The sequence below is a fragment of the Pandoraea sp. PE-S2R-1 genome, from assembly GCF_002179865.1.
GTDB lineage: Bacteria > Pseudomonadota > Gammaproteobacteria > Burkholderiales > Burkholderiaceae > Pandoraea.
Window position 1 is genome coordinate 716591 of the sequence record NZ_NGUR01000015.1, and the last position, 26862, is coordinate 743452.

General features: G+C 63.2%; 25 protein-coding genes, 1 tRNA gene, 1 pseudogene and 1 riboswitch. Of the genes and pseudogenes, 17 read left to right on the forward strand and 10 right to left on the reverse strand.

The features are described 5' to 3' along the window. Positions 1-154: 154 nt before the first annotated feature. Positions 155-610 (reverse strand): MarR family winged helix-turn-helix transcriptional regulator, encoded by a 456-nt coding sequence (locus CDV44_RS20720; RefSeq protein WP_087690128.1) that lies wholly within the window; start codon positions 608-610, stop codon positions 155-157. Positions 611-804: 194 nt separating this feature from the next. On the opposite strand from CDV44_RS20720, the gene CDV44_RS20725 reads away from it, so the two are divergent. From CDV44_RS20725 to CDV44_RS20750, 6 genes and pseudogenes are all read left to right on the forward strand, one after another. Next, positions 805-2520, forward strand: coding sequence for an FAD-dependent monooxygenase (locus tag CDV44_RS20725; RefSeq protein ID WP_087690129.1), 1716 nt, complete (start codon positions 805-807; stop codon positions 2518-2520). 69 nt (positions 2521-2589) lie between these two features. Then, positions 2590-2775 carry a DUF2783 domain-containing protein gene (locus CDV44_RS20730; RefSeq protein ID WP_087690131.1) on the forward strand — a complete coding sequence of 62 codons (186 nt, stop codon included), beginning with the start codon at positions 2590-2592 and terminating at the stop codon, positions 2773-2775. A 96-nt stretch (positions 2776-2871) separates the two neighbouring features. Further along, positions 2872-4275 (forward strand): MFS transporter, encoded by a 1404-nt coding sequence (locus CDV44_RS20735; RefSeq protein ID WP_087690133.1) that lies wholly within the window; start codon positions 2872-2874, stop codon positions 4273-4275. Positions 4276-4308: 33 nt separating this feature from the next. Beyond that, positions 4309-5073 (forward strand): annotated as a pseudogene (locus CDV44_RS20740) (NYN domain-containing protein); the annotation flags it as partial. A 180-nt stretch (positions 5074-5253) separates the two neighbouring features. After that, a tRNA-Val gene (locus CDV44_RS20745) sits at positions 5254-5330 on the forward strand. A 339-nt stretch (positions 5331-5669) separates the two neighbouring features. Continuing rightward, positions 5670-5969, forward strand: a complete 300-nt coding sequence (locus CDV44_RS20750; protein WP_087690137.1) for a PXPV repeat protein — start codon at positions 5670-5672, stop codon at positions 5967-5969. 258 nt (positions 5970-6227) lie between these two features. Here the strand turns inward: CDV44_RS20750 and CDV44_RS20755 are convergent, their stop codons facing one another. Further along, entirely contained in the window at positions 6228-7157 is a 930-nt protein-coding gene (locus CDV44_RS20755; protein ID WP_087690138.1) for a LysR family transcriptional regulator, read from the reverse strand. 166 nt (positions 7158-7323) lie between these two features. Between CDV44_RS20755 and CDV44_RS20760 the strand changes: the two genes are divergently transcribed. The 8 genes from CDV44_RS20760 (at position 7324) to CDV44_RS20795 (ending at position 15779) form a co-directional block, all read left to right on the forward strand. After that, complete coding sequence (locus tag CDV44_RS20760) at positions 7324-7998, forward strand: glutathione S-transferase family protein (RefSeq protein ID WP_087690140.1); 675 nt, start codon at positions 7324-7326, stop codon at positions 7996-7998. A 184-nt stretch (positions 7999-8182) separates the two neighbouring features. Next, the gene (locus tag CDV44_RS20765; protein ID WP_371328798.1) at positions 8183-9067 is read left to right on the forward strand and encodes a pyridoxamine 5'-phosphate oxidase family protein; all 885 of its coding nucleotides are present in this window, start codon (positions 8183-8185) and stop codon (positions 9065-9067) included. 74 nt (positions 9068-9141) lie between these two features. After that, positions 9142-9357, forward strand: a complete 216-nt coding sequence (locus tag CDV44_RS20770) for a hypothetical protein (RefSeq protein ID WP_140413275.1) — start codon at positions 9142-9144, stop codon at positions 9355-9357. Between the two features lie 191 nt (positions 9358-9548). Further along, positions 9549-10397 (forward strand): DMT family transporter, encoded by an 849-nt coding sequence (locus tag CDV44_RS20775; RefSeq protein ID WP_087690146.1) that lies wholly within the window; start codon positions 9549-9551, stop codon positions 10395-10397. Positions 10398-10573: 176 nt separating this feature from the next. Next, positions 10574-11470: a LysR family transcriptional regulator gene (locus CDV44_RS20780; protein ID WP_087690148.1), complete on the forward strand. Its 897-nt coding sequence runs from the start codon at positions 10574-10576 to the stop codon at positions 11468-11470. 102 nt (positions 11471-11572) lie between these two features. Next, the gene (argG, locus tag CDV44_RS20785) at positions 11573-12907 is read left to right on the forward strand and encodes an argininosuccinate synthase (protein WP_058376947.1); all 1335 of its coding nucleotides are present in this window, start codon (positions 11573-11575) and stop codon (positions 12905-12907) included. 243 nt (positions 12908-13150) lie between these two features. Next, complete coding sequence (locus CDV44_RS20790) at positions 13151-14551, forward strand: HdeD family acid-resistance protein (RefSeq protein WP_087690150.1); 1401 nt, start codon at positions 13151-13153, stop codon at positions 14549-14551. A 55-nt stretch (positions 14552-14606) separates the two neighbouring features. After that, a complete protein-coding gene (locus CDV44_RS20795) occupies positions 14607-15779 on the forward strand; it encodes an alpha/beta fold hydrolase (protein ID WP_087690152.1) in 1173 nt (390 codons plus the stop codon). A 289-nt stretch (positions 15780-16068) separates the two neighbouring features. On the opposite strand, the gene CDV44_RS28765 is transcribed toward CDV44_RS20795, so the two are convergent. The 5 genes from CDV44_RS28765 to CDV44_RS20820 all read right to left on the reverse strand — a co-directional run bounded on the left by CDV44_RS28765 (position 16069) and on the right by CDV44_RS20820 (position 20311). Then, a complete protein-coding gene (locus CDV44_RS28765) occupies positions 16069-16239 on the reverse strand; it encodes a DUF6726 family protein (protein WP_322788735.1) in 171 nt (56 codons plus the stop codon). A gap of 226 nt (positions 16240-16465) precedes the next feature. Further along, the gene (locus CDV44_RS20805; protein WP_087690156.1) at positions 16466-16747 is read right to left on the reverse strand and encodes a DUF1653 domain-containing protein; all 282 of its coding nucleotides are present in this window, start codon (positions 16745-16747) and stop codon (positions 16466-16468) included. Positions 16748-16779: 32 nt separating this feature from the next. Then, positions 16780-17571, reverse strand: coding sequence for a DUF4239 domain-containing protein (locus tag CDV44_RS20810; RefSeq protein WP_170936052.1), 792 nt, complete (start codon positions 17569-17571; stop codon positions 16780-16782). 156 nt (positions 17572-17727) lie between these two features. Continuing rightward, on the reverse strand, positions 17728-18204 hold the full coding sequence (locus tag CDV44_RS20815; protein ID WP_087690160.1) for a GNAT family N-acetyltransferase: 477 nt from the start codon (positions 18202-18204) through the stop codon (positions 17728-17730). Further along, a complete protein-coding gene (locus tag CDV44_RS20820; RefSeq protein WP_087690162.1) occupies positions 18191-20311 on the reverse strand; it encodes an ATP-dependent helicase in 2121 nt (706 codons plus the stop codon). The genes CDV44_RS20815 and CDV44_RS20820 overlap by 14 nt, the downstream gene beginning before the upstream one ends. Positions 20312-20434: 123 nt before the next feature. On the opposite strand from CDV44_RS20820, the gene CDV44_RS20825 reads away from it, so the two are divergent. Beyond that, complete coding sequence (locus CDV44_RS20825) at positions 20435-21442, forward strand: DUF72 domain-containing protein (RefSeq protein ID WP_087690164.1); 1008 nt, start codon at positions 20435-20437, stop codon at positions 21440-21442. Here CDV44_RS20825 and CDV44_RS20830 read toward each other — a convergent pair. Further along, positions 21428-22765 (reverse strand): voltage-gated chloride channel family protein, encoded by a 1338-nt coding sequence (locus tag CDV44_RS20830; RefSeq protein ID WP_087690166.1) that lies wholly within the window; start codon positions 22763-22765, stop codon positions 21428-21430. The genes CDV44_RS20825 and CDV44_RS20830 overlap by 15 nt on opposite strands. Positions 22766-22913: 148 nt before the next feature. Next, positions 22914-22992, reverse strand: a riboswitch (Fluoride riboswitch). Between the two features lie 166 nt (positions 22993-23158). On the opposite strand from CDV44_RS20830, the gene CDV44_RS20835 reads away from it, so the two are divergent. Beyond that, positions 23159-23716, forward strand: coding sequence for a restriction endonuclease (locus CDV44_RS20835; RefSeq protein ID WP_087690168.1), 558 nt, complete (start codon positions 23159-23161; stop codon positions 23714-23716). 14 nt (positions 23717-23730) lie between these two features. Continuing rightward, positions 23731-24279 carry a hypothetical protein gene (locus CDV44_RS20840; protein ID WP_087690170.1) on the forward strand — a complete coding sequence of 183 codons (549 nt, stop codon included), beginning with the start codon at positions 23731-23733 and terminating at the stop codon, positions 24277-24279. A gap of 113 nt (positions 24280-24392) precedes the next feature. On the opposite strand, the gene CDV44_RS20845 is transcribed toward CDV44_RS20840, so the two are convergent. Then, positions 24393-25862, reverse strand: coding sequence for a catalase (locus tag CDV44_RS20845; protein ID WP_087690172.1), 1470 nt, complete (start codon positions 25860-25862; stop codon positions 24393-24395). A gap of 186 nt (positions 25863-26048) precedes the next feature. Next, on the reverse strand, positions 26049-26825 hold the full coding sequence (locus CDV44_RS20850; RefSeq protein WP_087690174.1) for an SDR family NAD(P)-dependent oxidoreductase: 777 nt from the start codon (positions 26823-26825) through the stop codon (positions 26049-26051). Positions 26826-26862: the final 37 nt, after the last annotated feature.

Genomic DNA, 26862 nt, shown 5'->3' on the forward strand with positions numbered 1-26862 from the left:
AGCCTCGTTGCTGAACCGCCGGACGTCGTCGCAATGCAAGAGGGGCACCGACTCGCGTGGGTGCCCCTCTTCTTTTGTCATCTCAATGGTGCCGGGTCGCGCTCAACCGAATCCGGTGAGGCGCCATACGTCTGCGCCCGTCGACACCGCAGCGTCAGTCGGTTCCATCCAGCTCATCCGAGCGCAACAGCAACTTGTCGAGCAACCGCTCGTACACACGCATTTCTTCGTCCGTCAGCGCTTCGAACAAGTGTTCATAGTGCTCGCGCGCCGCGCCGATCACCACGCGCCACATCGCCTCGCCTTCCGGCGTCAGCGTGACCTTCACCGCCCGGCCATCGAACTCGTCCGGCGCGCGTCTCACCAGCCCGCGCGACACCAGTCCGTCGGCACCACGGCTCGCCTGACTCTTGTCCAGATTCGCACGCCGCGCCAGCTCGGAGTTCGACAGCGCCCCCGCCGAACCTACCGCCGCCAACACGCGCGATTCGGCCAGACTCAACTGCGCCGCATCCGCGTACGACTGCGCAATGCGCTTGTCGTGCTGCTTCATCAGGCGGTGCATCTTGTACGTCAGGAACTGATCGAGGGTCTTGTGAGCAGGCCGCATTTCAGTGTTTTCCCCTAGTCGAAATGAGACGATATTTGGTTGCGGGCGCAACCTTAGCACACTAGAATGGTTGCGTTAGCAACTAAATACGCAAAGGCCAGATTGGCCTTTCCTGCGCGCTTGTGCTGGCCGGCTCTGCGCTGACACGAGACGGTCGACGGCGAGCGCGCCGAGCCGTTTTCGGGTGTCGCATCATGCATCGACCAGAGACCTCCCCGCGCGCGTCGCTTTATCACGCGTACCGCGTCCATCCGCACTTTTTCCCGCAAGGTGAGCCGCCCGAAGTGCCTGTTGTCATCGTCGGCGGCGGCCCGATCGGCATGGTCTCGGCGCTGGCGCTCGCGCGTCACGGCGTGCGCTGCGTGGTGCTGCAAGCCGAGCAACAAGTCTCCGAAGGCAGCCGCGCGATCGTCTTCACGCGCCGCTCGCAGGAGATTCTGCAAGCGGTCGGCGTGGCCGATGCCGTGGTCGCCAAGGGCCTGCCGTGGACGAGTGGCAATTCGTTCTATCGCGGCCAGCGCGTGTTCCGTATGGAATCGCCCGTCAGCGAGGATGATCGATTCGCCCCGCTCATCAACCTGCAACAGAACGTGCTCGAGAGCTATCTCGTGGACGCCATCGAGCGCGAGCCGCTCGTCGAGATTCGTTGGGGGAACAAGCTGGTCGGCGTGACACAGAGCGAGCAGAACGCGCAGGAAAGCGGCCACGTCACGTTGCAAATCGACACGCCCGACGGCGAATACACGCAACACGCGCAGTGGCTCGTAGCAGCGGACGGCGCGCGCTCGACGGTGCGCACCGCCATGGGGCTGCGCTTCGAGGGGGCGAGCTACGAAGGGCGTTTCGTGATCGCCGACATCCGTATCGATCTCGATCTGCCGACCGAACGCCTCGCTTATTTCGCGCCGGACTGGAACCCGGGCAACACGGTGCTGATGCATCGCGAGCCCGACGGCATCTGGCGGGTGGACTATCAGTTGCCCGCCTCGGAAACCTCCGAACACGCGCTGCAACCGGAGACGATCCGCGAGCGCATCAACGCGCAGCTCGACATGATGGGACTCGGCGGCAAGCCGTGGGAACTCGACTGGTGTTCGGTGTATTCGGCGCGCGCACTCACGCTGCCCGATTACGTGCACGGACGCATTCTGTTCGCGGGCGATGCCGCTCACCTGCTGCCGATCTTCGGTGTGCGCGGCGCGAACACCGGCTTTCAGGACGCCATCGATCTGGCATGGAAACTGGCTGCGGTGGCCAAAGGCGTCGCGCCGTCGGCATTGCTCACGTCGTACACGCACGACCGCGTGGGTGCCGCGCGCGAGATCATCGCCGAAGCGGGCAAGAGCACGCGCTTCATGACACCGCCCTCGCATGGCTTCCGCCTGCTGCGCGATGCCGTTCTCGACCTGTCGCTCGACCATGCATTCGTGCGGCCGCTGTTCCACTGGCGCACGTCGCGTGCACACGACTATCGCGACTCACCGTTGAACAGTCCAAGCGATGACAACGCTTGCATGAGCGCCCACATGAGCGCCGGCCCGACCGTCGGCGCGCCCGCACCGAACGTGAAGCTCGGTGCAAACGACTATCTCTACGATCATTTCGGCGCCGCCTTCCACCTCGTGATCTTTGGCGACGCGCCGCTCTCCGACGCCCTGTGCGACACCCTCGCAACGTGGCGCGAGCGCGGTGTGCCGGTGACGGTGATCGCGTTCGCCGACAAGCAAACCACGGTGGCCGGTGCCGACATCACGTTGCCCGATCCGACCGGCCATGCGTTCGAAAGGTACGGTGCGGAGCACGGCACAGCCTATCTCGTGAGGCCCGATCACCACATCTGCGCACGCTGGCAGACGCTCGACGCCGCGCGTCTTACCGATGCGCTCGCGCACGCGACGGCCCGCGTCTGAACCGAGTGAAGCGCGGCACGCACTGCTGCTGCATTTCACTCACCACGTAATTTTGGGGAAGCCCCTGTCATGACCGCACAACCCACCACCATCGCCGGGCTTGAGGAAATTTACGACACCCTCGCTCTGGCCATCGATGCCGTCCCCGAAGACCGGCGCGAACTGCTGCTCGCCAAACTCGCCTTGTTGCTGGCCAACGAAGTCGGCAACCCGCAACGCGTGATCGAACTCATCGGCGAAGCCGCACGCACCTGATCGATTCTTTCGGCGCCTGCCCTCGACGGCAGGCCCGCTTTCCTTACACCGCCACACGACAAGTCAAGGCGGGGCGCGTTGGAGAAGACACTTATCATGAGCCGCACGACCCCTGCCGCCAGCCTCGCCGGCGGCATTGCTACACCTGTACCCATTGCACCGCACGCCGACGCACCCAGCGCCGCCATCGAGCAAGCTGTCGTACGAAAAGTCTCGCGACGTCTGCTCGGCTTTCTGTTTGTGCTGTTCCTGTTCTCGTTTCTCGATCGCATCAACGTCGGCTTTGCCGCGCTCACGATGAGTCAGGACCTCGGGCTTACGAGCACCATGTTCGGCATGGCGTCAACGGTCTTCTATCTGACCTATGTGCTGTGCGGCGTGCCGAGCAACCTGATGCTCGTGAAGTTCGGCGCACGGCGCTGGATCGGCGCCATCCTGATCGCGTGGGGACTCGCCTCAAGCGCCACGATGTTCGCGCACGATGCCACCAGCCTCTACCTGATTCGCGCCATCGTCGGCATTACCGAAGCGGGCTTTCTGCCGGGCATGCTCCTGTACATGGGCGACTGGTTTCCCTCGGCGGCACGGGCACGCGCAAACGCGTGGTTCATGATTGCGATGCCGGTCACGTCGGCGCTCGGTGCGGCGGCATCCGGCTATTTGTTGCGACTCGACGGTGTGGCAGGCCTCGCCGGCTGGCAATGGCTCTTCGTGCTCGAAGGGTTGCCGACGGTGTTGCTGGGCTTCGCCACGTGGTGGTACCTCGACGACAAACCGGCGGATGCGCGCTGGCTCTCCACCGCCGAAAAGCGCACGCTCGACGGCATGATTGCGCGCGATCGTGAAGCGGCGATTGCCGTCGCACAGCAGGCTGGCAATCGCCACGCCGCGACGCAGACGGGCAGTGTCTGGCGCGCCATCCTGACGCCCACGGTGGCGAAGTTCGCACTCGGCTACTTCTGTCTGGTCAACACGCTCTCGCTCGCGTCGCTGTGGATTCCACAGATCGTGAAGAGCTTCGGCACGACGAGCAGCAACGTCACCATCGGCCTGCTCGCCGCCATTCCCTCGCTTTGCACCATCGCCGGCATGATCTGGTGGGGACGCCGCTCCGATCGCCTGCAAGAGCGCCGCTGGCATCTCGTGCTGCCGATGCTGTTCTCGGCGGCGGGCTGGGTCGTCACGTGCTTCGCACCCGAGGCGTCGATGCGTCTCGCCGGGGTCGCCATGGCATCGACCGGGGCATACACCGCGATGGCGATCTTCTGGACCGTGCCCGATCGCAGCCTCACGCCGCAAACGCGTGCGCTCGGGCTCGCCGTCATCAACGCCGTAGGCAACCTCGGTTCGGCACTGAGCCCGATCGTTGTGGGCGTGCTCAAGGACTGGACGCACTCGTTCACATCGGGGCTGCTGTTTGCCGCCGCGAGCCTGCTGGTGGGGATTGCCGTGCTGTGGTTTGCACCGCTGGGACAGCCCCGGCGGCAAACCGCGCCATAATGCGTTACCTCTTCGCCCACAGGGAACCCATTCATGTCACCGACTTCCGCAGTGGCCGTTCAAGGATCGACCCTCGTCGTTCTCATCGACGCCGATAACGCCGCGCCCGCCATCGTCGAAGGTCTGCTCACTGAAGTGGCCAAGTACGGCGTGGCGAGTGTGAAGCGCATCTATGGCGACTGGACCAAACCGAATCTCGACGGCTGGAAGAAGTGCCTGCTCGAATATTCGATTCAGCCGATCCAGCAGTTCCGCTATACGGTCGGCAAGAACGCGACCGACAGCGCGATGATCATCGACGCGATGGACCTGCTCTACACCGGGCGCTTCGACGGCTTTTGCCTCGTGTCGAGCGACAGCGACTTCACACGGCTGGCCTCGCGCATTCGCGAACAAGGGCTGATCGTGTACGGCTTTGGCGAGCGCAAGACGCCGCAGCCGTTCGTCACCGCCTGCGACAAGTTCATCTATACCGAACTGCTGCGGCAAGATCACGAGCGCGATGATGACGACGAGGAAGCGCCCACGCGGCGTAATAAGCGTCGCAGCGCCGCCGAACTCAAGCGCGATGCGCGTCTCGTACGACTACTGCGCAACGCCGTGACGGATGTCTCGGATGAGGACGGCTGGGCAAGTCTCGGCTCCATCGGCAGCCACGTCGCCAAGCAGGCACCGGACTTCGATTCGCGCAACTACGGGTTCGGCAAGCTCAGCGATCTCGTCTCGACCATCGGCTTGTTCGATGTGGAGCAACGCGCAGGCACGGGCGGCAAGCAAGGCATCTGGGTGCGGCTCAAGCCAATCAAGCCACGCCGTGGCACGACAAAACGCGGCGAGGCGTGATCCATCGATGGTGAGTCAGTGGCACGAAACGACACGCGGCAGGCTCGCCACGAAAGCGCTTCACAAATATTTTTCAGAAATTTTCGCCAAAGACTTGCCACCTTCAGAAATTGACCCTATACTCGCGGTCTTTCTAGGCTCGTAGCTCAGCTGGTTAGAGCACCACCTTGACATGGTGGGGGTCGTTGGTTCGAGTCCAATCGAGCCTACCAACGAACAAAAGCACAAGGCGTCCCGCGTTTTTCGCGTGACGCCTTTTGTTTTTTCCGCTGTGCCTTTTCACTTTGTTGCCGTCCCCGATGTCCCACCGCTTCGCTGTCCTCTGCGCGTGACGTGGCAAGGAAAGAGCGCGTCCACTCGCGTTACAAAACGACACATCCCCGACAGACTCGTTGCACCTGCCGCGCCACACGCTCGCTACACTGGCCTCAACGATTCGACGACAGGCAACACAGCGCTTCGTGCGAATCGATCCAGCTCACCCCGCAAGCGCTCGCCTCATCTCGCAACGACACACCGTCACCGATTCGCGAGCGCCACTGGAGGACACCATGAAACGCTTTCTCATCATCGCTGCCCTTGGCGTAGCCGCCGCTGCCGCATCAGGTGCCGCATCGGCTCACGTGGACGTCGGCGTGTATCTGGGCGTGCCGGCACCGGTCTATGCAGCGCCGCAGCCGGTCTACGTGGCACCGCAGCCGGTGTACGTGCAGCCGCGCCCTGTGTATGTCGAACCGCGCCCGGTCGTCTACTACGGCCGCGATCGCTGGGACGACTGGCGCGAACGCCGCTGGGATGATCGCCATGACCGCCACGACCGCGGCTGGCATCGCGGCTGGCGCCGTGACTGATCGCGCAGTTCGCGATTAGCCCCTTCAACGCGATGAGCGCGACAAGCACCTGACGCATGGCGCAAAACGCATAACGCATAACGCCCAAGCATCTGATACCGCGATCGAATCGTACGATTCACACGATTCGGCCGACATGAACGAAGCGGCCCGCCGGTTGGCGTCGGCGGGCTTTTTAGCGGAAAGCGGCACTGTCGCTTTCCGCCTTCTTTTGTCTGCCGTCCGAGTTTTGTTTCGCTGCCCGGCTTCGCGACGACCTCACACCATCGGCACGTCGCGCAATTCCTTCTTCATCCACTCGACGAATGCGCGTGTGCGTGACGGCAGCAACCGTGCATGCGGATAGACGATGCTGACCGGACGTGCCGGTCCTTCGTAGTCCGTGAGTACGCGCTTGAGGCGGCCATCGGCCAGTGGCCCGACCACCTGATAGGACAAGAAGCTGCCGTAGCCGAGTCCGCCGATGCAGGCCTCGATCGCCGCCAGTCCGTGATTGACCTCCAGATTGCCGTCGACCGGCACCGCAAACTCGCGGCCACCTTCGCCCCTCTCGCCCCTCTCGCCCTTCTCCCCCTTCTCCCAGAATCGCCACTGCGCGTAACCGACACCGTAGGCACGGATGCAGTTCTTGCCGATCAGGTCGCGCGGATGCGTCACCTCGCCTTGCTCGGCCAGACACGCGGGGCTGGCGACCACGACACGCCGGATGGCACCGATGTTTTGTGCGATCAGTGTGGAGTCGTCGAGCGGTGAGATGCGAATGCCCACGTCGATCCCCTCTTCCCACAAATTCACCACGCGGTCGTTGAGCAACAACCGGCATTTGATAGCGGGATACGCCCGCAGGAAGCGATGCAAGGCGGGCGCGACATGCAACTGACCGAAGAGCACCGGTGCGGTGACCACGAGCGTGCCGGTCGGTGCCTCGTGACGCTCAGTCAGACGTGCCTCGGCGTCGTGCAACTCACCGAGGATCCGACGGCAGGTGTCCAGATAGGCGTGGCCTTCTTCGGTCAGCGCCTGACGCCGTGTGGTGCGATTGAGCAATCGCACGTCGAGCGACGTTTCGAGCGCCGCCAGCGTGCGCACCACTGCGGGTAACGAGGCATCGAGCGCGCGCGCCGCCGCGCTCAGGCTGCCCTGATCCACGATGGCGACGAAGGTCTGCATGGCACGAAGTTTATCCATGGGAAGCCACATTACTCCACTTACTGGAGTAGTCAAATCAGTTCTTCACCATTTATCCGGAATTCAATAGGAATAACAATGCAGACGTGGAATGCGTGAATGGCGCTCGGTAGCAAAAGCGCGACGCCAGCACCCCCAGGACCCGCGACTTCACCGGAGCTTTCTCATGACTGCGTCAACCCCATCGACCCGCCCTGCCCCTAGCCGCCCGATCCGGCTGTATCGCTTTGCCCTCTCGGGGCACTGTCACCGCGTCGAGCTGATGCTGCACCTGCTGAACCTGCCGTTCGAGGCGGTGGATGTGGACCTCCCCGCCAAAGAACATTTGCAACCGCCGTTTCTCGCCATCAATCCGTTCGGCCAAGTGCCGGCGATCGACGACAACGGCGTGATTCTCAGCGATTCGAACGCCATTCTTGTGTATCTCGCGTCGCGTTATGACCCGGCCGGCACATGGCTGCCGCGCGACCCGGCGGCGGCCGCCAACGTACAGCGCTGGCTGTCGGTTGCCGCCGGCGATCTGGCCTTCGGTGCGGCTGCCGCCCGAATTGTGGTGGCGTTCAAGCGTCCGGGCGACACCGTGGACATGATCCAGCGCGCCAACCAGTTGCTCACGCGTATGGAATCGCATCTGACGGCACCGGGCGCGAGCGCATTCCTCACCAGCGCCACGCCCACGATTGCCGATCTGGCCTGCTACGCGTATCTGGCGCACGCCCCGGAAGGAAACGTGACGCTCGAACCCTATCCGGCCGTACGCGCATGGCTTGCCCGCATCGCCGCATTGCCGGGCTTCGTCCCGATGGCATCGCTGCCGTGCGGCCTGAACGCGGCCGCGTGAGCCGCGGTTTGAAGCGAACATGAAGCGAACATGAAGCGAATGTGAGGCGATCATGAACGACATCCGCCATCCCCCCGTCGATTGGGAAAATCTGCTGCCGGCGCCGCTGCCGATACTGGGCCCGGACTCGCCGTTCCATGCAGGCGAAGCGGTCGTGCAGACGCTTGCAGGCTCGCGTGAGGCGATGGCGGAAGTCGGTCCCAAAGTGATCCGCACGGCGATGCCCGAGCAGCATCGACAGTTCTTTCCGCAATTGCCGTTTTTGGCGGTCGGCGGGCTGGATCACGCCGGGCAACCGTGGGCCACGCTGCTCAGCGGTACGCCGGGGTTCGTCCACTCGCCGGACCCGACGGTGCTGCGCGTGGATACGCTGCCACCGCCGACCGATCCGCTCTACGGCACGATGACGCTCGGCGCCCCCGTGGGGGTGCTCGGAATCGAGCCGTCGACGCGGCGTCGCAATCGCATCAATGGGCCAGTCATCGAGAGTGATGCACAGGGCTTCGCCGTGCGTGTGGCGCAAAGCTTCGGCAATTGTCCGCAATACATCCGCAAGCGCGAGATCACGCCGGATGCGCATGTTGCGCCACCCGAAGCCGAGGCGCCACAGACCGAGCTCGACGACGACGCGCAGTGGCAAATCGCCAGCGCAGAAACCTTCTTCGTTGCGTCGTACTACGCCGGTGAAAGCGCAACCTCTCGCAGCGCGGGCGCCGACGTATCACATCGCGGCGGCAAGCCGGGGTTTGTGCGCGTCGACGATGCGCAGACGCTGACGTGGCCCGATTTCCGTGGCAACGCTTTTTTCAACACGCTGGGCAACTTGCTCGTGAACCCGCGCGTCGGCCTGCTCTTCGTCGACTTCGCCACGGGCGATTTTCTGCACGTGGCTGGCGATGCCGAAATTCTTTGGCATGACGAAACACAGAGCGGATTTGTCGGCGCCTTGCGACTGGTGCGCGTGCATGTGCGCGAGGTGCGTCGCGTGCGCGGCGCGCTACCCGTGGCATGGCGCGATGGCGAGACCTCGCCGAGTGTCGAACGCACGGGTGATTGGCAAACGGCGTGAGTGCAGGCCGCACGCCGACCGGCTTGCCGCCAGCGAACGTGCCGTGTAAAGTACGTGAACGCCCGTCGAGTGACGTGCCAATTTTTCATCACCTTATTTTCTCCATGACGGGTCACGCGTCCATCCGCCTTGCCGTATCGCCGCCGTTGCGCGGTGCCGGCTCGCGCCTGCGAGGACGCTTTGCAGCAGTCGCCCCTCCCCCGCCTGCCGGCGTGGCACCGCCCGACGCTGTCGTCGTCGCGGCTGTCGCCAGTGTCATGGCCGTGGTGACCGACGTCACCGTGGTCTGACGCCACCGGACGTCGCTCGGATGTTTGACATCCGCAGCGCTACGTCCTGATTCGATTCCGAATTCTGTTCCGCCTGTTGCGTCGTCTCGCCATGACGACAGCGTTGCCTCGTGCTCACTTCAACGTGCGCCTCGGCACGCATGTCATGGCCATACGCCACAGGCCGGACTACCTGCGCAGGGGAAAGCACAATGCAAGTCGATGGTCTCTGGTTGCGCCGGCATGGCACAACGATGTTGTTCGTCCTGTTGTGGAGCGGCGGCGCACTCGCTGCCAAATGGGGGCTGACGCACGCGTCGGCATTCGCGTTTTTGGTGATACGTCTCGGCGTGGCGCTGGCAGCGCTCACGTTGCTCGCGATCACACGGCGCCGGTGGTGGCCGGCACGCGGCACGCGCTGGCGTGTTGCAGGTACCGGGGTGCTGCTCATCGGCGGCTATCAGGCGGCGTATCTGCTGGCCCTCGCGAACGGCATCACGCCCGGCGCGCTCGCCACGGTTCTCGGCGTGCAGCCGATTCTCACGCTCGTGGCGCTGGAGCGATCGCACAGCGCCCAACGCCTCGTGGGGCTGGCGTTGGCGCTAGGCGGTCTGGCGCTCGTCGTCGCGCAGAGTCTGATGTCGGCGCGGCTGTCCGCTGCCGGGTCGATATGGGCGCTCACCGCACTCGCCTGTATGACGCTCGGCACGATTGCGCAGAAGGGCTCCCGGCAGACGCCACTCGACGTGCTGCCGCTTCAGTACGCCGTCGGGTTGGCACTCGCCGTACTGGTCGCGCCGACACAGCCGTGGCACGTCGATAACTCGGCCGGCTTCTGGTTGCCGCTGCTTTATATGGGCGTGGTGATCTCGGTCGGCGCGACGTTGTTGCTCTACCGGATGATCGCGGCAGGCAACCTCGTCACCGTGACCAGCCTGTTCTATCTCGTCCCCGTGGTCACCGCGCTGCTCGACTGGGGCATCTTCGGGCATCAACCGACCCTGCTCGCCGTCGGCGGCACCGCAGCGATTCTGCTCGGGCTGCGGCTGGCGCTGCGGTAGCGGCTTTGGCCCGGGTTGCGGTGGCGCTGTCGCCAGTGGCCGAACCGAAACGGGTGGCCAACGCCAGTCAAAGGACGGGCCATACGACTCGGTTAAGATTGTCGGCTCCAAGGTGACAATGACTCAGCTTCGCTGGGCGTTGTCACCTAACCCTTCTTAAGACTGGAATTTGACGGATGGATCTGCTCGACGACATGCGCATCTTCGTGAGCGCGGTGGAAGCGATGAGCTTTACCGGGGCGGCAGCCAGACTCGGACTGTCGAAGCAGTTCGTAAGCCGGCGCATTTCGGCACTGGAACAGAGCCTCGGCGTCCGGTTGCTGCTGCGCACGACGCGGCGGCTGGCCGTGACCGACCTCGGCCAGATCTATTACGCCCGGGCGCGGCGGATTCTCGACGATGTGGAAGCCGCCAATCTTGCCGTCAGCAGTCAGGGGGAGCGCCCGCGCGGCAATTTGCGCGTCTCGGCACCGATGTCGTTCGGCACGATGTTTCTCGGCTCGGTCATCCCGTCGTTTCTGGCGACCTACCCCGACGTCACCATCGAGTTGGAGTTGAACGACCGCACGGTCGATATCATCGGCGAAGGCTACGACGTGGCGGTGCGCATCGGCGCACTGGCCGATTCGTCGCTGATTGCGCGCGCGGTGGCGCCAATGCGCATGGTCACGTGCGCCAGCCCCCGCTATCTGGCCACCCACGGCACGCCGCTCACCCCCGAAGACTTGCGCGAGCATGCCCTGCTGCCCTATGGCCATAGCCAGCGCGTGAGCTGGACGTATGCCCGCGACGGGAGTCCGGTAGAGATTTCCGTGTCAGGCCGACTGCGGGTCAATAACGGCGAATTGGCGCGCGATGCCGCCGTGGCGGACCTCGGTCTGACGTGGCTGCCGGTGTTCATCGTCGCGCCGGCCTTGCTGGGCGGGCGTCTGGTCACCGTGCTCGATGATTTTTCCCCGCCGCCGACCGCCATTCACGTCGTCTACCCGCAGCATCGTCAGGCATCGCTCGTGATTCGCGCGTTTTCCGAGTTTTTGGCCTCGGCATGCAGCGTGGCGGGGGTGCAGTGGTAACGCGAAGCGCGTCCCGATGCATGGGAATCGGCCATCAGACTTGACCATCCATAGCCCTGACAGGGATACTTGACAGGTTAAAAACCCAGCTTTTCCACGCCGATGACCACGATTCTGCAACACATTCCCACGGGACAATCGGTCGGCATCGCCTTCTCGGGCGGTCTCGACACCAGCGCAGCGCTGCTTTGGATGCGCAAGAAAGGCGCGATTCCCTACGCTTACACGGCCAATCTCGGTCAGCCGGACGAACCCGATTACGACGAAATCCCGCGCCGCGCGATGGCTTACGGTGCCGAACAGGCCCGTCTGGTCGACTGCCGTGCCCAACTCGTGTCCGAAGGTATCGCCGCCCTGCAATCGGGCGCGTTCCATATCTCGACGGCCGGCGTGACGTACTTCAACACCACGCCGATCGGGCGCGCCGTCACGGGCACGATGCTCGTGGCCGCCATGAAGGAAGATGGCGTCAATATCTGGGGTGATGGCAGCACGTTCAAGGGCAATGACATCGAGCGCTTCTATCGCTACGGTCTCTTGACCAACCCGGGCCTGCAAATCTACAAGCCGTGGCTCGATCAGCAGTTCATCGACGAACTCGGCGGCCGCAAGGAAATGTCGGAGTTCCTGATCGCCAACGGCTTCGACTACAAGATGTCGGTCGAGAAGGCATATTCGACCGACTCGAACATGCTCGGCGCCACGCACGAAGCCAAGGATCTGGAGCACCTGAATTCGGGCATCAAGATCGTGCAGCCGATCATGGGCGTGCCGTTCTGGCGCGATGACTGCGCGATCAAGGCAGAAGAAGTCACCGTGCGCTTCGAAGAAGGCCAGCCGGTGGCCCTGAACGGCAAGACTTTTGCCAACGCCGTCGAACTGTTCGAAGAAGCCAACCGCATCGGCGGCCGTCACGGTCTGGGCATGAGCGATCAGATCGAGAACCGCATCATCGAAGCGAAGAGCCGTGGCATCTACGAAGCCCCGGGCCTCGCGCTGCTGTTCATCGCTTACGAGCGTCTGGTGACCGGCATCCACAACGAAGACACCATCGAGCAGTACCGCGAAAACGGCCGCCGCCTGGGCCGTCTGCTGTACCAGGGCCGTTGGTTCGATCCGCAGGCCATCATGCTGCGCGAATCGGCACAACGCTGGGTGGCGCGCGCCGTGACCGGCGAAGTGACCATCGAGCTGCGTCGCGGCAACGATTACTCGCTGCTCAACACCGTGTCGTCGAACCTGACGTACAAGCCGGAGCGCCTGACGATGGAAAAGGGCGAATCGAGCTTCACGCCGCTCGACCGTATCGGCCAGCTGACCATGCGCACGCTCGACATCGTCGACACGCGCGAGAAGCTGATGACGTACGCCAAGGCCGGTCTGCTCACCTCGACGAGCGAAGACGCCCTGCCGCAACTCGAAGGCAAAAAGGACTAAGACGGGCCGTCCGGCAGCCCTGCCCCTCAATGTTGTAACGGGGCGCTCAGGGTGCCGGCGCTGTCTTGCTGCAACAAAGGCGGCGCGTTCCTCACGGAGCGCGCCGCCTTTGTTTTTGGCCTGTCACGGTACACGCGCTAACATAGCACCACAAAACAAGCTTTTTCCCACATCCCCCGTGAACGGGATGCCCGTGACGCCCGGCACCGATGGCGTTGCGACGCATGCGATGGAGACCCTGCGTTGGTACGTCTGATCCTGTTGTTGCTCGGCGTCGATTATTTGCGCCGGCGAGCCCGTGCGCTGATCTGGATCGGCGCACTGTTCTTTGCCTTCGGGCTCGCACTCATCGTCGATGCGCTCGACGGCGTGGTGCATTTCCCGATCAAGGTGTTTGCCTGGCTGCTGCTTGCCGAAGGGCTGGCGACGCTGGCCATCGTCGGGATCGGCGTCGGCGGACAGCGCATCGTGCGCAGCCTGAAGGGCGGCACCTTTACGCTCACGGCGCTGCTGGTGCTCTTCTTCCATCAGCAGCACGGCAACTTCTGGCTGTCGATGCTGTTCGGTACGCTGTTCCTCGCGGACGGCCTGCTCCAGTGCGTTGCCGCCTACGTCGTTCGTTACCCGCGATGGGCATGGGCAATGGCCGGCGGCATTTTCGAAATTGCCGTCGCGGTGTTCTTCTATCAGCCGTACCCCACGCACTACAAGGGCACGCTGCCATATGCCATCGGCCTGGGTCTCGTGTTCACCGGCTGGAACGTGCTGGTGCTGGCGATGCGCGCACGCCGCATGCGCAGCAGCTTCCGCGTCGAGCAGATTCTCGGCAGCCCCGAAGACAAGCGCAAGTTGTGGCGCGACCGTCCGCGCGCGCCGCGTTGGGAAGGCCCGCCCTCCGAAGGCGAGCCGGCACTGACGGTGCACGTCTGGACGCCTTCCGGGTCATCCAAGGCTCCTGCACGGCGACAACCGCTGATCGATCGCTATATCGCCGCTGTCGACAAGAACGGTGTGATTTCGACCGGTCATGCCGCGCTCGAAAGCCACGAGGGCGTGTATCTGAGCCTGTATCCCGCACAGGAAATCGACCGTTCGCCGGATCAATTCGGCCAGTTGTTGCGCGCGACCCGCGAGAACGACGTACCCGGCGTGTTCCAGCCCGATTACGTGACCGAGTCGAAAGCGTGGTGTGCGTCGACGGTCAAGGTGCGTATCCGGAACTACAGCCCCCAGCAGTTGAGCGCCTTCTGGGAGATGTACCGGCAGAACCCCACGTACAACCTCACCCATCGCAACTGTTCGAGCAGCGTGGCAAAGGCCCTCGAAGCCGCCATCGAAGGTCGCGTCGGACGACTGACCAACGGCGACGATGCGGGTTGGTGGACGTTCGTTCGTCTGTGGCTGACGCCCGAATTGTGGGTCGCCGCACAATTGCGCAAGCGTGCCAAGACGATGGCATGGACGCCGGGGCTCGTACTCGATTACGCGCGTGCGGTGAGCATGCTGGTCGATCCGCGTCCGTTCGGCTGGATTACGATGTCATCGCTCGCCTTACGCCGCATGCGCCGGTCGCGTCGAGCATGGCGTGAAGCCGCCGAGCAGGCCGCAGCGCAAACCCAGAGCAATCAGGCCTCGCACGGCTGACGTCGCCGTGCGGGGGTTGCCATTCGCAGCAGTCAACTCACGAGGACAGCTCAACATGTTCAACCGCCTGTGGCGTTACGCGAGCGCCGCCCTGTTCGCCAGCCTGGTCATCGGACGTGCCGCCCACGCGGTCACACCCGAGGCCGCCCCCACCGTCATCCCGCACGGCGCAATCGTCGAGCGATTACCGCTCGAAGCCGACCACGGACTGCCCGAAGCGGGGGAACAGTTCCGCATTCGCTATAGCTCCATCGACGGGGTCGGCGGCATCGAAGCCCGCGAGGACACCGGTGCCGTGTTTCTGCCGAAGGGCCCGACGCCCGCCGGTGGCTGGCCCGTCGTCCTTTGGGCGCACGGCACGGTCGGCGTGGCGAGTCCCTGTGCGCCGTCGCTCAACGTGCGCACGCAGCGCGACACCCAGTATCTCGGCACGTGGCTGTCGCTCGGCTTTGCGGTGGTGGCGCCCGATTACGCCGGTCTCGGCTCGCAAGGGTTGCATCACTATCTGAATGCGCGCGCCGAAGCGTACAGCGTGCTCGACAGCCTGCTGGCCGCGCGCAGCGTGTTCCCGTTGCAGAACCGGGTGGTGATCGTCGGACAGTCGCAAGGGGCTCATGCCGCGTTTGCCGCCGCCGGGTATCAGCCGCTGTACGCGCCCGACGTGAAAGTGGTCGCCACTGTGCTGACCGGCACGCCCTACTTCAACGCACAAACCTCGGCGGCCGCCATCTTCGCCGGCCAGCCGGACCCCGGGGCACCCGACCCGAAGATTCCCTACGCGATGTATATCTTCCTCTCGGCTGCCGATCGAGACCCGTCGCTGCAAGCCTCGCGCTACTTCTCGCCGCAGGCGCTACCGGTGCTGGATATGGCGCGCTCGCTGTGCATCGGTGAATTGACCGACCGCTCCACGGCCGCCGGGCTGAACGGGGGCAACAGCATGCAACCGGCGATTCAGAAGCTCATGCACAACCAGACGCCTTCATTGCGTTACCCGACGCTGCGTATCAAGCATCCGGTGTTCATCGGCATGGGTTCGGACGACATCGACGTGCCGGTCATGATGCAGCAGGCTTTCGCTCGCGACGTCGCAGCGGCCGGCACGACCACAATGGTGCGTGTCTACGAAGGGCTCGACCACGACGCGGCGGTCAATCCGTCGCTCAGAGACTCGGTGCCGTTCATCCTCAAGCAGATGGCCCCTGAGAAGCGTGCACGCGCACAATAAATAGAGGGGAGATTCGGAATTTCGGAAAGACAGGAGCGGGGCGAGTTGGCAACAAGAGAAATAAGTATTTGATTTATTTGAAATTATTTCTCGTTGCACGGACGCAACATGCGGACACTTACGCAAAACTACATATGGTGCGTCGCAACACGTTGTCCTATACTGAACTCGTCTCCTCCATGTCTCCTCCTGATATGGATTAAGCCCGCCACTCGCGGGCTTTCTTTTTTTCTGCGCCCGAAACCGCGCAAGTATCAGGCCTCAACCGTCCAGCCACCTGACGGTGCGCTTAGTCGATGACTGCGGCACACGCATCGGTCGGTGCCGCCAGCACACCCCCAACGCCCGGTACGATCTTCAGGCCCGCCGAGGCCACACGGCACGGGGCGGCCACGAGCCCGCATCCCGCCACCGACGTCACAAACGGCAGTACAGCGAACAAGGCCCACCAGCGACGCAGATTGCGCGGTGCGGGGGTCGACTTCGCACGGGCGTCGTCCGCAGACGGAACTGCGGAAAGCAGGGACGGATTCAGCGAATTGCGCGGATGATTAGGCACTGACTGACCCGTTTGGGCAGGCGAGCAGTACATCGAAGCTACGGTATTCATGGGCGTGAAGCATCCAGAAAAATGGCTCGGGGGGCCGGATAGCGCGAAGAAGCGTAGAGCGCGTGAGAATCGCCGGTTACCCGGCAGGCGACGTGTGTCCGACATACGTGAAGCGTGCTACCGGAGCGTCATCCATCGTCACCGGCTCGTTCCAGATGCGCAACAAGCGAGTGCTCATCGGCAGGCCTTCGCGCGGATAAAGGCGGGTGTAGACCACCACCGGCTCATCGGTCTCGTCGGCGCGGGCAATACCGAGCGCGAGATAGTAGTTGCCTTTGTAGTGGCGGTAGACGCCCGGGCGGAATGCCTCGATCTCAGGCGTGGATTCGGCGGAAGGTGCCGGTGAAGTGGGAAACATCGTGTTCAACTCCTGCAAACTACAAACGGCTATCACTTGGGAATAACGATGCCGACCGATTTCGCCAGCGGTGCCGGCGAGATCCCGGACACGCCCCGAAACGGCTCGTCCAGATTGATGATCAGTGCGACCACCATTCCGATCGCGCCCATGTGCAACGCAATGATGAAATTGCTCTTCCACGAGCCCGGATAGCGGCCGTTCATGGCCATGGCCGCGACCAGAAACAACGTAATCACCCACCAGAACACCGAGGGCACCGTCTTCGTGGCGTTCTCGAAGCGGCCCTGCCGCGCTTCTTCCAGACGGTCGAGCAGAATGCGGATCGAACTGGCGCTCTCGTCGTGCTCCTTCAGCACCCGGCGAGTCGCGCCGACGAACGCGCTCAACGCGTCTTCCGTACGTGGCGAAAGATCCGGGTCGGCAGTACTCAACGTCTTCCACTCGTCGTTGACGGCGGACGTCACATAGTTGCGCAGCAACACCCGCGCGGCTTGCGCATCGGTGTCGCCAACGGCCTTCAATTCGCGGTCCAGACGGCGCACCACCGACGCTTCGTGCAGCGCCTGATCGTCGGCATGGCCGAGATTGGCGCGCACGTCGGTCAGCACGTGTGCCAGCACAAATACGATGAAGGCGAGCAGGCTGCCGTGCACCACATCGGCCACGGTGCCACGCACTTCGGAGGGGTCGGCCAACCGGTCGAACAACCAGACGCGCGCAAGCCACGCCACGGCGACTGCCGTGAGGGCTGTCACGATCGCCAACGACACGAGCAGCAAGCCCGTCGGCATCAGCGTCATTTGGTCAACCAACCATTGCATCCGTCCCTCTCCCCTGACCACGTTATTGGGGCGAACAGGCATCCCGCATCAGGGTACCCGCCGCCGATGCGGCGACTATACCTGATGCGCGAAGGACGGCAACCTTGCGAAAATTTCCGCGCATGTCGGCGGAAAGGAAAAAGAAGGTGGCAGCGCTCAGAGCGCTTTCGTCAGCAGCACCGTGGTGAAACCGCTATCCCATTCCTCGTCGGGATATGTCGCGACCTCGGCATAACCGTGCTTGCCGTAAAACGCGCGGCTCTGTGTGTTGAACGTATCGGTTTCCAGCCGCGCCAGTGTCTGCCCGTTCGCGCGCATCTGCGCTTCGGCATGGGAGAGCAGCGTTGCTCCGAGACCCAATCGTTGCCGCGCCGGCGAGACGTGCAAGGCGTCGATGAAATCGCCTGCCACGTGCACCATCCCGGCCACCGTCCCGTCAACGGTAGCGACCGTGAATTCCGGCCAATGTGCCTCGACATAAGCGCGAGTGCGTTCGCCAGAACCATGCGCCGCAGCGGCTTCCGGGCGCAGTTCCGGCGCCCAAGTGGCGAGATAGGTTTGCATCAGCAGCGCGGTCACCGCATCGATATCCGCCGCACTCGCAGTACGCAGCGTCACTTCAGGACCAGGCATTGCGAAGCCTCCGTGCTACGTCGATATGCACCGTCACGTCGCCCACCGGACCGGCGGGCCCCTCACCTTCTCGCGGCTTGGGCAGCATCTCGAACAGCGGCAGCATCTTGTCCGACACGAAGCGGCTACGCGTGCCGTACACGTGACGGTCGCCCAGACCGGTTTGTTGATGCACGTAGAACCGTTGCGGCACCACCAGTTGCAGCGACGCCTTCGCGCGCGTCATGGCCACGTACAGCAAACGGCGTTCTTCCTCGATGTCCTCGTCGTCGCCGGTACTCATGTCGGACGGGATACAACCGTCGACCACGTTAAGCACGTAGACCGAGTTCCACTCCTGCCCCTTTGCGCTGTGAATCGTCGAGAGAATCAGATAGTCCTCATCGAGCAGCGGCGGGCCGGATTGGGCGCTCGTCGCATCGGGCGGATCGAGCGTCAGTTCGGTCAAAAACTGTTCGCGCGAGCCGTAGGTCCCGGCAATGCGGGCGAGCTGCTCGAGATCGGCCTGACGCACGGCCGCATCATCGAACCGCTGGGTGAGCAGCGGCGCGTACCAGCGCAAGGCGAGATCGACATCGGCGGGCCACGCAAGGCGCGTGTCATTCAACGTTCTGAACACTTCTGCAAAGCCGCGCCAATCATGCGCAGCCGCCGATGGCGGTTTGAAATCGGCAAGCACCTGCGCGGGCGTCGCGGACTGTGCCATCGCATCGAGCAGGCGCGTGGCGCTCACGGGCCCGATACCGGGGATGAGCTGCGCCACGCGAAAGCCAGACAGACGGCTCGCGGGGTTATGCGCCCAACGCAAAATCGAGAGCATGTCCTTGACGTGGGCCGCTTCGAGAAACTTCAAGCCACCGAACTTCACGAACGGGATGTTGCGCCGCGTGAGTTCGAGTTCGAGCGCGGCACTGTGACTGCCCGTGCGAAAAAGCACAGCCTGTTGCTTGAGCTTCGTGCCGGTCTCGCGCTGTTCCAGCACCTGATCGGCAACCCAGCGCGCCTGACCGGATTCATCGCTAACGTTGACCAACTGTGGCAACTGCGTTGACTGACGATCGGTCCAGAGCGCTTTGGCGTAGCGCTCGGTCGATTCGGCAATCACGGCATTCGAGGCATCGAGAATGGGCTGAGTCGAACGGTAGTTGCGCTCCAGCGTAATCACGTGTGCCGGCTCGGCAAACTGGCCCGGGAAGTCGAGGATGTTGCGAATGGTGGCGGCACGAAACGCATAGATCGACTGGGCATCGTCACCGACGACCGTCAGGCCCCGTCCGTCCGGTTTCATCGCGAGCAGAATCTGCGCCTGAAGACGGTTGGTGTCCTGATACTCGTCGACCAGCACATGATCGAAGCGCGCCCCAAGCTCGCGTGCCAGTTCAGGCGCGGTCATCATCTCGGCCCAGTACAGCAGCAGGTCGTCGTAGTCGAGCACGTGCTGCGACTGCTTGGCATCGACGTACGCGCCGAACAACGTCTTCAACTGCGCTTCCCACTGCGCGCACCACGGGAAGTGTTTCGCCAGCACCTCGGCGAGCGGCGCCTGACTATTCACCGCCCGCGAGTAAATCGACAGGCAGGTGCCCTTCAGCGGAAAGCGGGACTGCGTGGCCGAGAAGCCCAGTTCGTGCCGCGACAGGCCGAGCAGGTCCTCCGCGTCGCTGCGGTCATGAATAGTGAACGCTTCCGAAAGCCCGATGCGCGTCGCGAAGTCGCGCAACAACCGTGCACCGACGGCGTGGAACGTGCCCGCCCACGGCAGCGACGGCGGTTGCGACGAGGCCAGCCCGAGCACCTTTTGCAGCACGGCACCGGCGCGGCGCTCCATCTCCCCGGCAGCGCGCCGGGAGAACGTCAGCAACAGGAGGCGATTTGGGTCGGCACCCCGCGCGATCAGGTTGGCCACGCGATGGGCGAGCGTGCTGGTCTTGCCGGAGCCTGCCCCTGCGATGACCAGCAGCGGTCCGCCGGGCGTACCGTCGCCGCCCACGCCGTAGTCGACGGCTTCGCGCTGGCGGTCGTTGAGTTCGGCCCACGGGTCGCGGGCGGCGGGCGTCGGCGCTGGAGTCGGTGCAGGATTCGGCGCTGGAATCGGCTTATCTGACATGCAAGACAAGGGAGGCTGGAGGTTCGGCGAGTCGGTGGGCCGGGCGGCGAGCGCACCGACTACTGTATATTTATACATTATAACGATCGCATCGACGCTCATCGAGTCACAGGGTTTCGAGTCATGACATTGCGTGTCGGCACATCGTCCTGGACCGACCGGACACTCATTGCCTGCGGGCGCTTTTACCCGCCGGGCGTCAACACGCCCGAAACGCGGCTGCGCCATTACGCGTCGCGTTTCGATCTGGTGGAAGTCGACAGCAGCTACTACCACCTGCCTGACGCGGGCATGGCGTGGCGCTGGACGCAGCGCACGCCGCCATCGTTCCGCTTTCATATCAAGGCCTTCCGCGCGTTCACCGGACACACGACGCCCGTCAGTGCCCTGCCTGCGGATATTGCGGCTGCGCTGGGTTCTTCTCACGACCGGGCGTTGGGTTCCGCCGATGCCGCTATCGACGCCTCAGCCAATCTCCCGGCCGAGCTACGCGACGAGCTTTGGCGGCGGTATCTGGAAGCCATCGAGCCGCTGCGCCAGAGCGGACAACTGACCGCCATCCATTTTCAGTTCTCGCCGCGCGTGAAGAACGACCGCGCCGGGCGAGCGCTCGTGTTCGACACCGCCAAACGGCTCGACGGCGAGCGTCACGCGATCGAGTTTCGACATCGCAGCTGGTTCGACACGCCCTCGCGCGAAGCCGCCACGCTAGCGATGCTGCGCGAGACGGGCGCCGCCCACACAATCGTCGACAGCCCCACCGAATTCGAAAACACCGTGCCCGCCGTCTGGGCGACCACACGCGACGACCTTTGTGTCGTGCGTCTGCATGGCCGCAATGCGGCGGCGTGGAACCGGCGCGGCATCACCGCGTCATCGGGCCGCTTCGTCTATGAATACAGCGCGAGCGAATTGATCGACATTTCGGCACGCGTGGCGCGTATTGCCGCGAAGGCCGACGACACCCACGTGCTCTTCAACACCAATCACGAAGATCAGGGCATGCGCAATGCCGCGGCATTCCAACGCACGATTGCGGGGCTGGCACGAGGCGATATCACGCTGGGCACTACCGATGCCGAGGACGAATGGGATGCTCTCGATCCGGACGACGTGTCACCTTGGCGATGAATCGTCGTTGATCTGCGAGCGCGAGCGCTGCGCCTCACGCCATGCGGGCAGATCGGCCAGACGCGCCCCTTCGGGCACGACTCCATGCTTGCCGTGTCCGAGGCGCTGCGATTTGTAGATGCCCGTATGTCCCGAGCAGAGATACGCCAGCACGCAGGCGATGGCGGCATACCCGCCGATTTGCGGGCCGAAGATCTCGATGGCCATCAGCGTCGACGCAATCGGCGTATTCGCCGCCCCGGCAAACACGGCCACGAAACCGACGCCCGCAAGCACGGCAGCGGGCAGCGTGAGCACGTGAGACAGCGCATTGCCCAGCGTCGCACCGATGTAGAACAGCGGCGTGACTTCCCCACCTTTGAAGCCCGAGCCCAGCGTCACCACGGTAAATAGCGATTTGCCGAGAAAGTCGTACCACGGCAGCGTCGTGTGAAAGGCGTCGACGATGGTCGGAATGCCGAGGCCGAGATACTGCGGCGTGCCGAGTGCCGTCGCCGCGACGGCGACCAACACCCCACCCACGACCGGACGCAGCGGTGCGTAGGCGATACGGCGCTTCATGAACGCCGACATGGCGTGCGTCGCCTGCGCGAAGCCCATCCCGACGAGACCACAGGCCACGCCCGCGACGGCCGCACTCATGGCCCCCGCCACCGACATCGACGCCCCGAACAGTTGCGGCGCGATCGCATACGCCGTGTGATGCACGCCCCACGCGCGCGTCACTGCGTCACCGACGAGCGCGGCGACGAGGCACGGCAGCAAGGCGTCGTAGCGCAAGCGGCCAATCGCGAGCACTTCCAGCCCGAATACGGCTCCGGCAAGCGGCGTGCCGAACACGGAAGCAAAGCCCGCCGCGATCCCCGACATCAACAACACGCGACGTTGTTCCCCGGAGAGCCGGAAGACGTGCGTGAGTTGATCGGCCAACGCGCCGCCCATCTGCACAGCAGTGCCTTCACGGCCCGCCGAGCCGCCGAACAGATGAGTGATGACGGTACCGGCCAGCACCAGCGGCGCCATTCGCAGTGGCACGACACGGCGAGGGTCGTGAATCTCGTCGATCAGCAGGTTATTACCGGCCTCTACGCTTGCGCCGAGCCGCAGGTAGAGCCAGCCCACGGCAAAGCCCGCGACGGGCAGCAGCCAGAGCAGCCACGGATGCAGGAGTCGTGTGTCGGTCACGAACTCGAGCGCGACGAGCAGCAGCGCGCTGGCGCTACCGGCCATCACGCCGACGAGCGCGGCCAACGCACTCGCGCGGGCGGCACGCGGCAGCACATCGACCAGCTCGCGCAAAGGGGAATGGTCAAACATCTTCATGGTGTGCGCACACAGGGCAACGCATCGGACGGGCCGATGCCATCGACGAATCGCCTGAACATTGCCGAGGGGAAGCTGGGAAGAAACACGGAGGAATGAGACGCGAAGAACGTCCGCACGCATAGCCCGCAACCTCCCGGCACGCCAGGATCTTGCAGGCATCATCAGCCCCGTGGCGGGGCGGTTTGCGAAACGAACGCCGGAGGTATGCCATCTCCGTTGAAGCTGTTGCCATGCTATCAGGAAGCGAGGGCACTCACAATGCGTGACACTTTTGCCCCGTTTCGTGGGCCGGAATGCCATAGCCCATCAGGACTTTCCGATATATCGCCTCATTGCCGTTTTGCCTGCACAACCGCCTCTAGAATCGGCAACGGATCGACGGAGGCTGGCATGACCACAGACACGCAATACACCGATCGGGTGAGCCGCTACGACTGGACCGACATCACGCAGCTATGGCATTGCGTGATGACGTGCACCACCCCGGGCTGGGACCCGGGCAAGGCGCTTGAATATTTGGTGCTCAAAGGCTTCGAGTTGAGCGGCGCGGAGGTTCGGTGGCCGTATCGGGTGACCGTGCTAGGTGCAAAAAACGCGGAACAGATCGATGGACTGGTTTACGTGTCCGGCATCAACGCAATGATCGAATGCAAGGATCTTTCGGATATCAGGACGCGCAGAAAGCAGCGGATAGATTTCACGCCGATTGCGAAACTACGCAGTCAATTGGCACGGCGACCGTCCGATTTGATCGGCTGCATCTTCACGAGTGGCGACTACACGGATGCGGCGGTCACGATGGTCAATTTCACCAAACCGCAGACCATCCTGTGCTGGACAGGACAGGAAATCGAGGCATGCATTCAACGTCAGGATTTCGCGCGCCTGATGCGCACGAAATATGAGGAATGTCTCGAATACGGCAAGCACTACGATCAACCCAAGTAAAGAACGGATCTCACATGAAACGCTGTATCGTCTGCCCATCGGAGAGCGGCTTCAAACTGCTGAAGGCGTGGCTCCCAAACGAAATCACGGATTCCTCGCGATTCTTCGTCAGCACAGGTGTGTGGCGAACAGTACCGATCGCACAAGGGGCCGTATTCCACGAGAAAGCACCCACGCTACTGATACAGAACGCCTACACCGTGGATGACACGTGGGTCATGGATCAACAGGGAAGCGCCGAATCCATGCTGTCTTTGGCGGGATCGCCAAGTCGTTATGAAGTCCGTATGGCAGCGCCAACGCTTGAAGTGATGCTCTTCGAGACGGCGGAAATGATGGATGCCGTCTTTGGCGAGAAAGTGACCGACGTACTGCGCTTGTTGGGCTATTACGACCCCCAACGGGCGATTCGTGAGGCTGGCACGACGGTGGACGAAATCATCGAGCGCATGAGTCCATCCACCATTGATTTGCTCCGCACCACACCTACGGCGCAGGACATTCTTGATGGCATCACCACGCTCGATGCCAAATGCGCTGCCTGGGAGTATGCGGAACTATAACGGCGGGGACGATGCCAAGCATCGCCACCCGCCGCATTCACGCCGCATTCACGCCGCACTCCGCTATCGCCCCAGAGTCGCCGGGGCGATTACCTTCGCGCTTAATACGTCAATTACTTCTTCGCGCTCTTCACCGCTTTCTCGATACGCGCACCCACATCGGCGTCGATCTGCTTCCAGTAGTCGAACGCACGCTCCAGCACCGGGCTTCGCACGCCTGCGAGCAACGCGCCCGACACCGTCTCGACGAGACGTGCCCGTGCGGCGTCGTCAAACACGTTGCGCACCAGATTTCCCGGCTGCGAGAAATCGTCGTCTTCCTTGTGCAGCGTGTACGCGTTACGCACCATGTCGCCATCCGACTCCCAGCCGTCTTCCGCGGCGCCGGTCTGATCGGCGTACGGACGTCCACCGCTGTTCGGCACGTACGTCGGCGCATTGCCGCTATGTTCGAACGCCATATGCCCGTCGAACATGTACGACTGCACGGGCACCTTCGGGCGGTTGACCGGCAGTTGGTGGAAGTTCGTACCGATGCGATTGCGCTGCGCATCGTTGTAAGCGAACGCACGGCCCAGCAGCATCTTGTCCGGCGACAAGCCGATGCCCGGCACCGTATTTCCTGGCGAGAAGGCCGCTTGCTCGATCTGCGCGAAGAAATTCTCCGGATTGCGGTTGAGCGTCATCTTGCCCACCTTGATCAGCGGATAGTCCTTGTGCGACCACGTCTTCGTGAGATCGAACGGGTTGAAGCGGTACTGCTTGGCGTCGGCATACGGCATGACCTGCACCGACATGATCCAGCTCGGGTTTTCACCGCGGGCAATCGCGTCGAACAGATCGCGGCGGTGGAAATCGGCGTCCTGACCAGACATCGTCGCCGCTTCGGCGTTGCTGAAGAATTCCATACCTTGTTCCGTATGGAAGTGATACTTCACCCAGAATTTCTCGCCGCTGGCGTTGACCCACATGTAGGTATGCGAACCATAACCGTTCATGTGTCGCCAAGTACGCGGCAGGCCACGATCGCCCATCAGATAGGTGACCTGATGCGCCGACTCCGGATTGTTGGTCCAGAAGTCCCATTGCATGTGGTTATCGCGCAGCCCCGAATCGGGCAAACGCTTCTGGCTCCGGATGAAGTGCGGAAACTTCATCGGATCGCGAACAAAGAAGATCGGGGTGTTGTTACCAACGAGATCGTAGTTGCCTTCGTCGGTATAGAACTTGAGGGAGAATCCGCGCACGTCGCGCCACGTATCGGGGCTGCCGGATTCGCCCGCGACGGTGGAAAAGCGCGCGAGCATCTCGGTTTTCGCGCCTTTCTTGAACAACGACGCCTTCGTGTAGCGACTCACATCCTCAGAGGTTTCGAAGACACCGAAGGCACCGGCACCTTTGGCGTGAGGCTGGCGCTCAGGCACCTTCTCACGGTTGAAATGCGCCATCTGTTCGATGAAGTGAACGTCATGGAGCAACAGCGGACCGTCCGGCCCGACCGACAGCGTATTGCGATCGCTCGCCGCCGGGGCGCCCGCACCGGTCGTGGATCCGGTGTCGTGACGTTCTTTCTCTTTGCTCATACATACCTCCAGACATCAAGGTGGGTGGGGAGAGGGAGAGAATAGATTTGCAAGTGGTTCAAAGCATAATACAGGACGGTGACTTTGACCCATCAAGGCGTCGCGCGTTGAATATTCGTCAACTTGCGACAGATCAATTCGCCAACGCTCCCCTCTCACCACCGCTTGAAAATCGCGAGTGCGATATCAAGCCTGACGCCCGGCCATCACCCCGCCGTCGACCGGCAGCACCGTGCCGGTGATCCACGATGCGGCGTCCGATGCGAGAAACAGAATCGCCTCGGCCACATCACGCGGCTGACCGTTGCGGCCAAGCGGGTGGAACGCGTTGAACGCGGGCAGTGTGGCTTTGACTTCGTCGTCGCTCATGAACGTGTTGTAGACCGGCGTCTCGACCACGGCCGGGGCCACCGTATTGATGCGAATGTTGAGCGGCGCGAGTTCGATGGCGAGATTGCGCGTGAGGGCATGCACGCCGGCGTTCGCGGCCGAGTACGCCGATGAGGGCGTGGCCCCGATGGCCTGCAACGCCCACAGCGAGCCGGTCTGCACGATGGCACCGCCGCCGCGTTGCATCATTGCCTTGGCAGCCGCCTGCGCCATGAAAAACTTGCCCTTGAGGATGATGTCGACAAAGCCGTCGTACTCCGCCTCGTCCAGTTCCAGAAACGCCTTGGGATGGAACACGCCCGCGTTGTTCACCAGAATGTCGACACCCCCGAAGGCCGACGTCGCCAGCTCGACCAGCGCCGACGCCGTCGCCGGTTGAGCGATGTCGCCCGCCAGATAACGCACATTGACGCCCGTCGGGTCGATTTGTGCGGCCGCCGCCGCGAGCTTGGCCGCGTCACGGCCACCGATCACCACGCGGGCGCCCTCAGCGACCAGACGCGTCGCCACTTCCTTGCCGATGCCGGATCCGCCACCCGTGATGATGGCAACCTTGGAAGAAAAACTTTTCATTTTGCTGACTCCTGAAGACTTGTCTATGACTCGATAG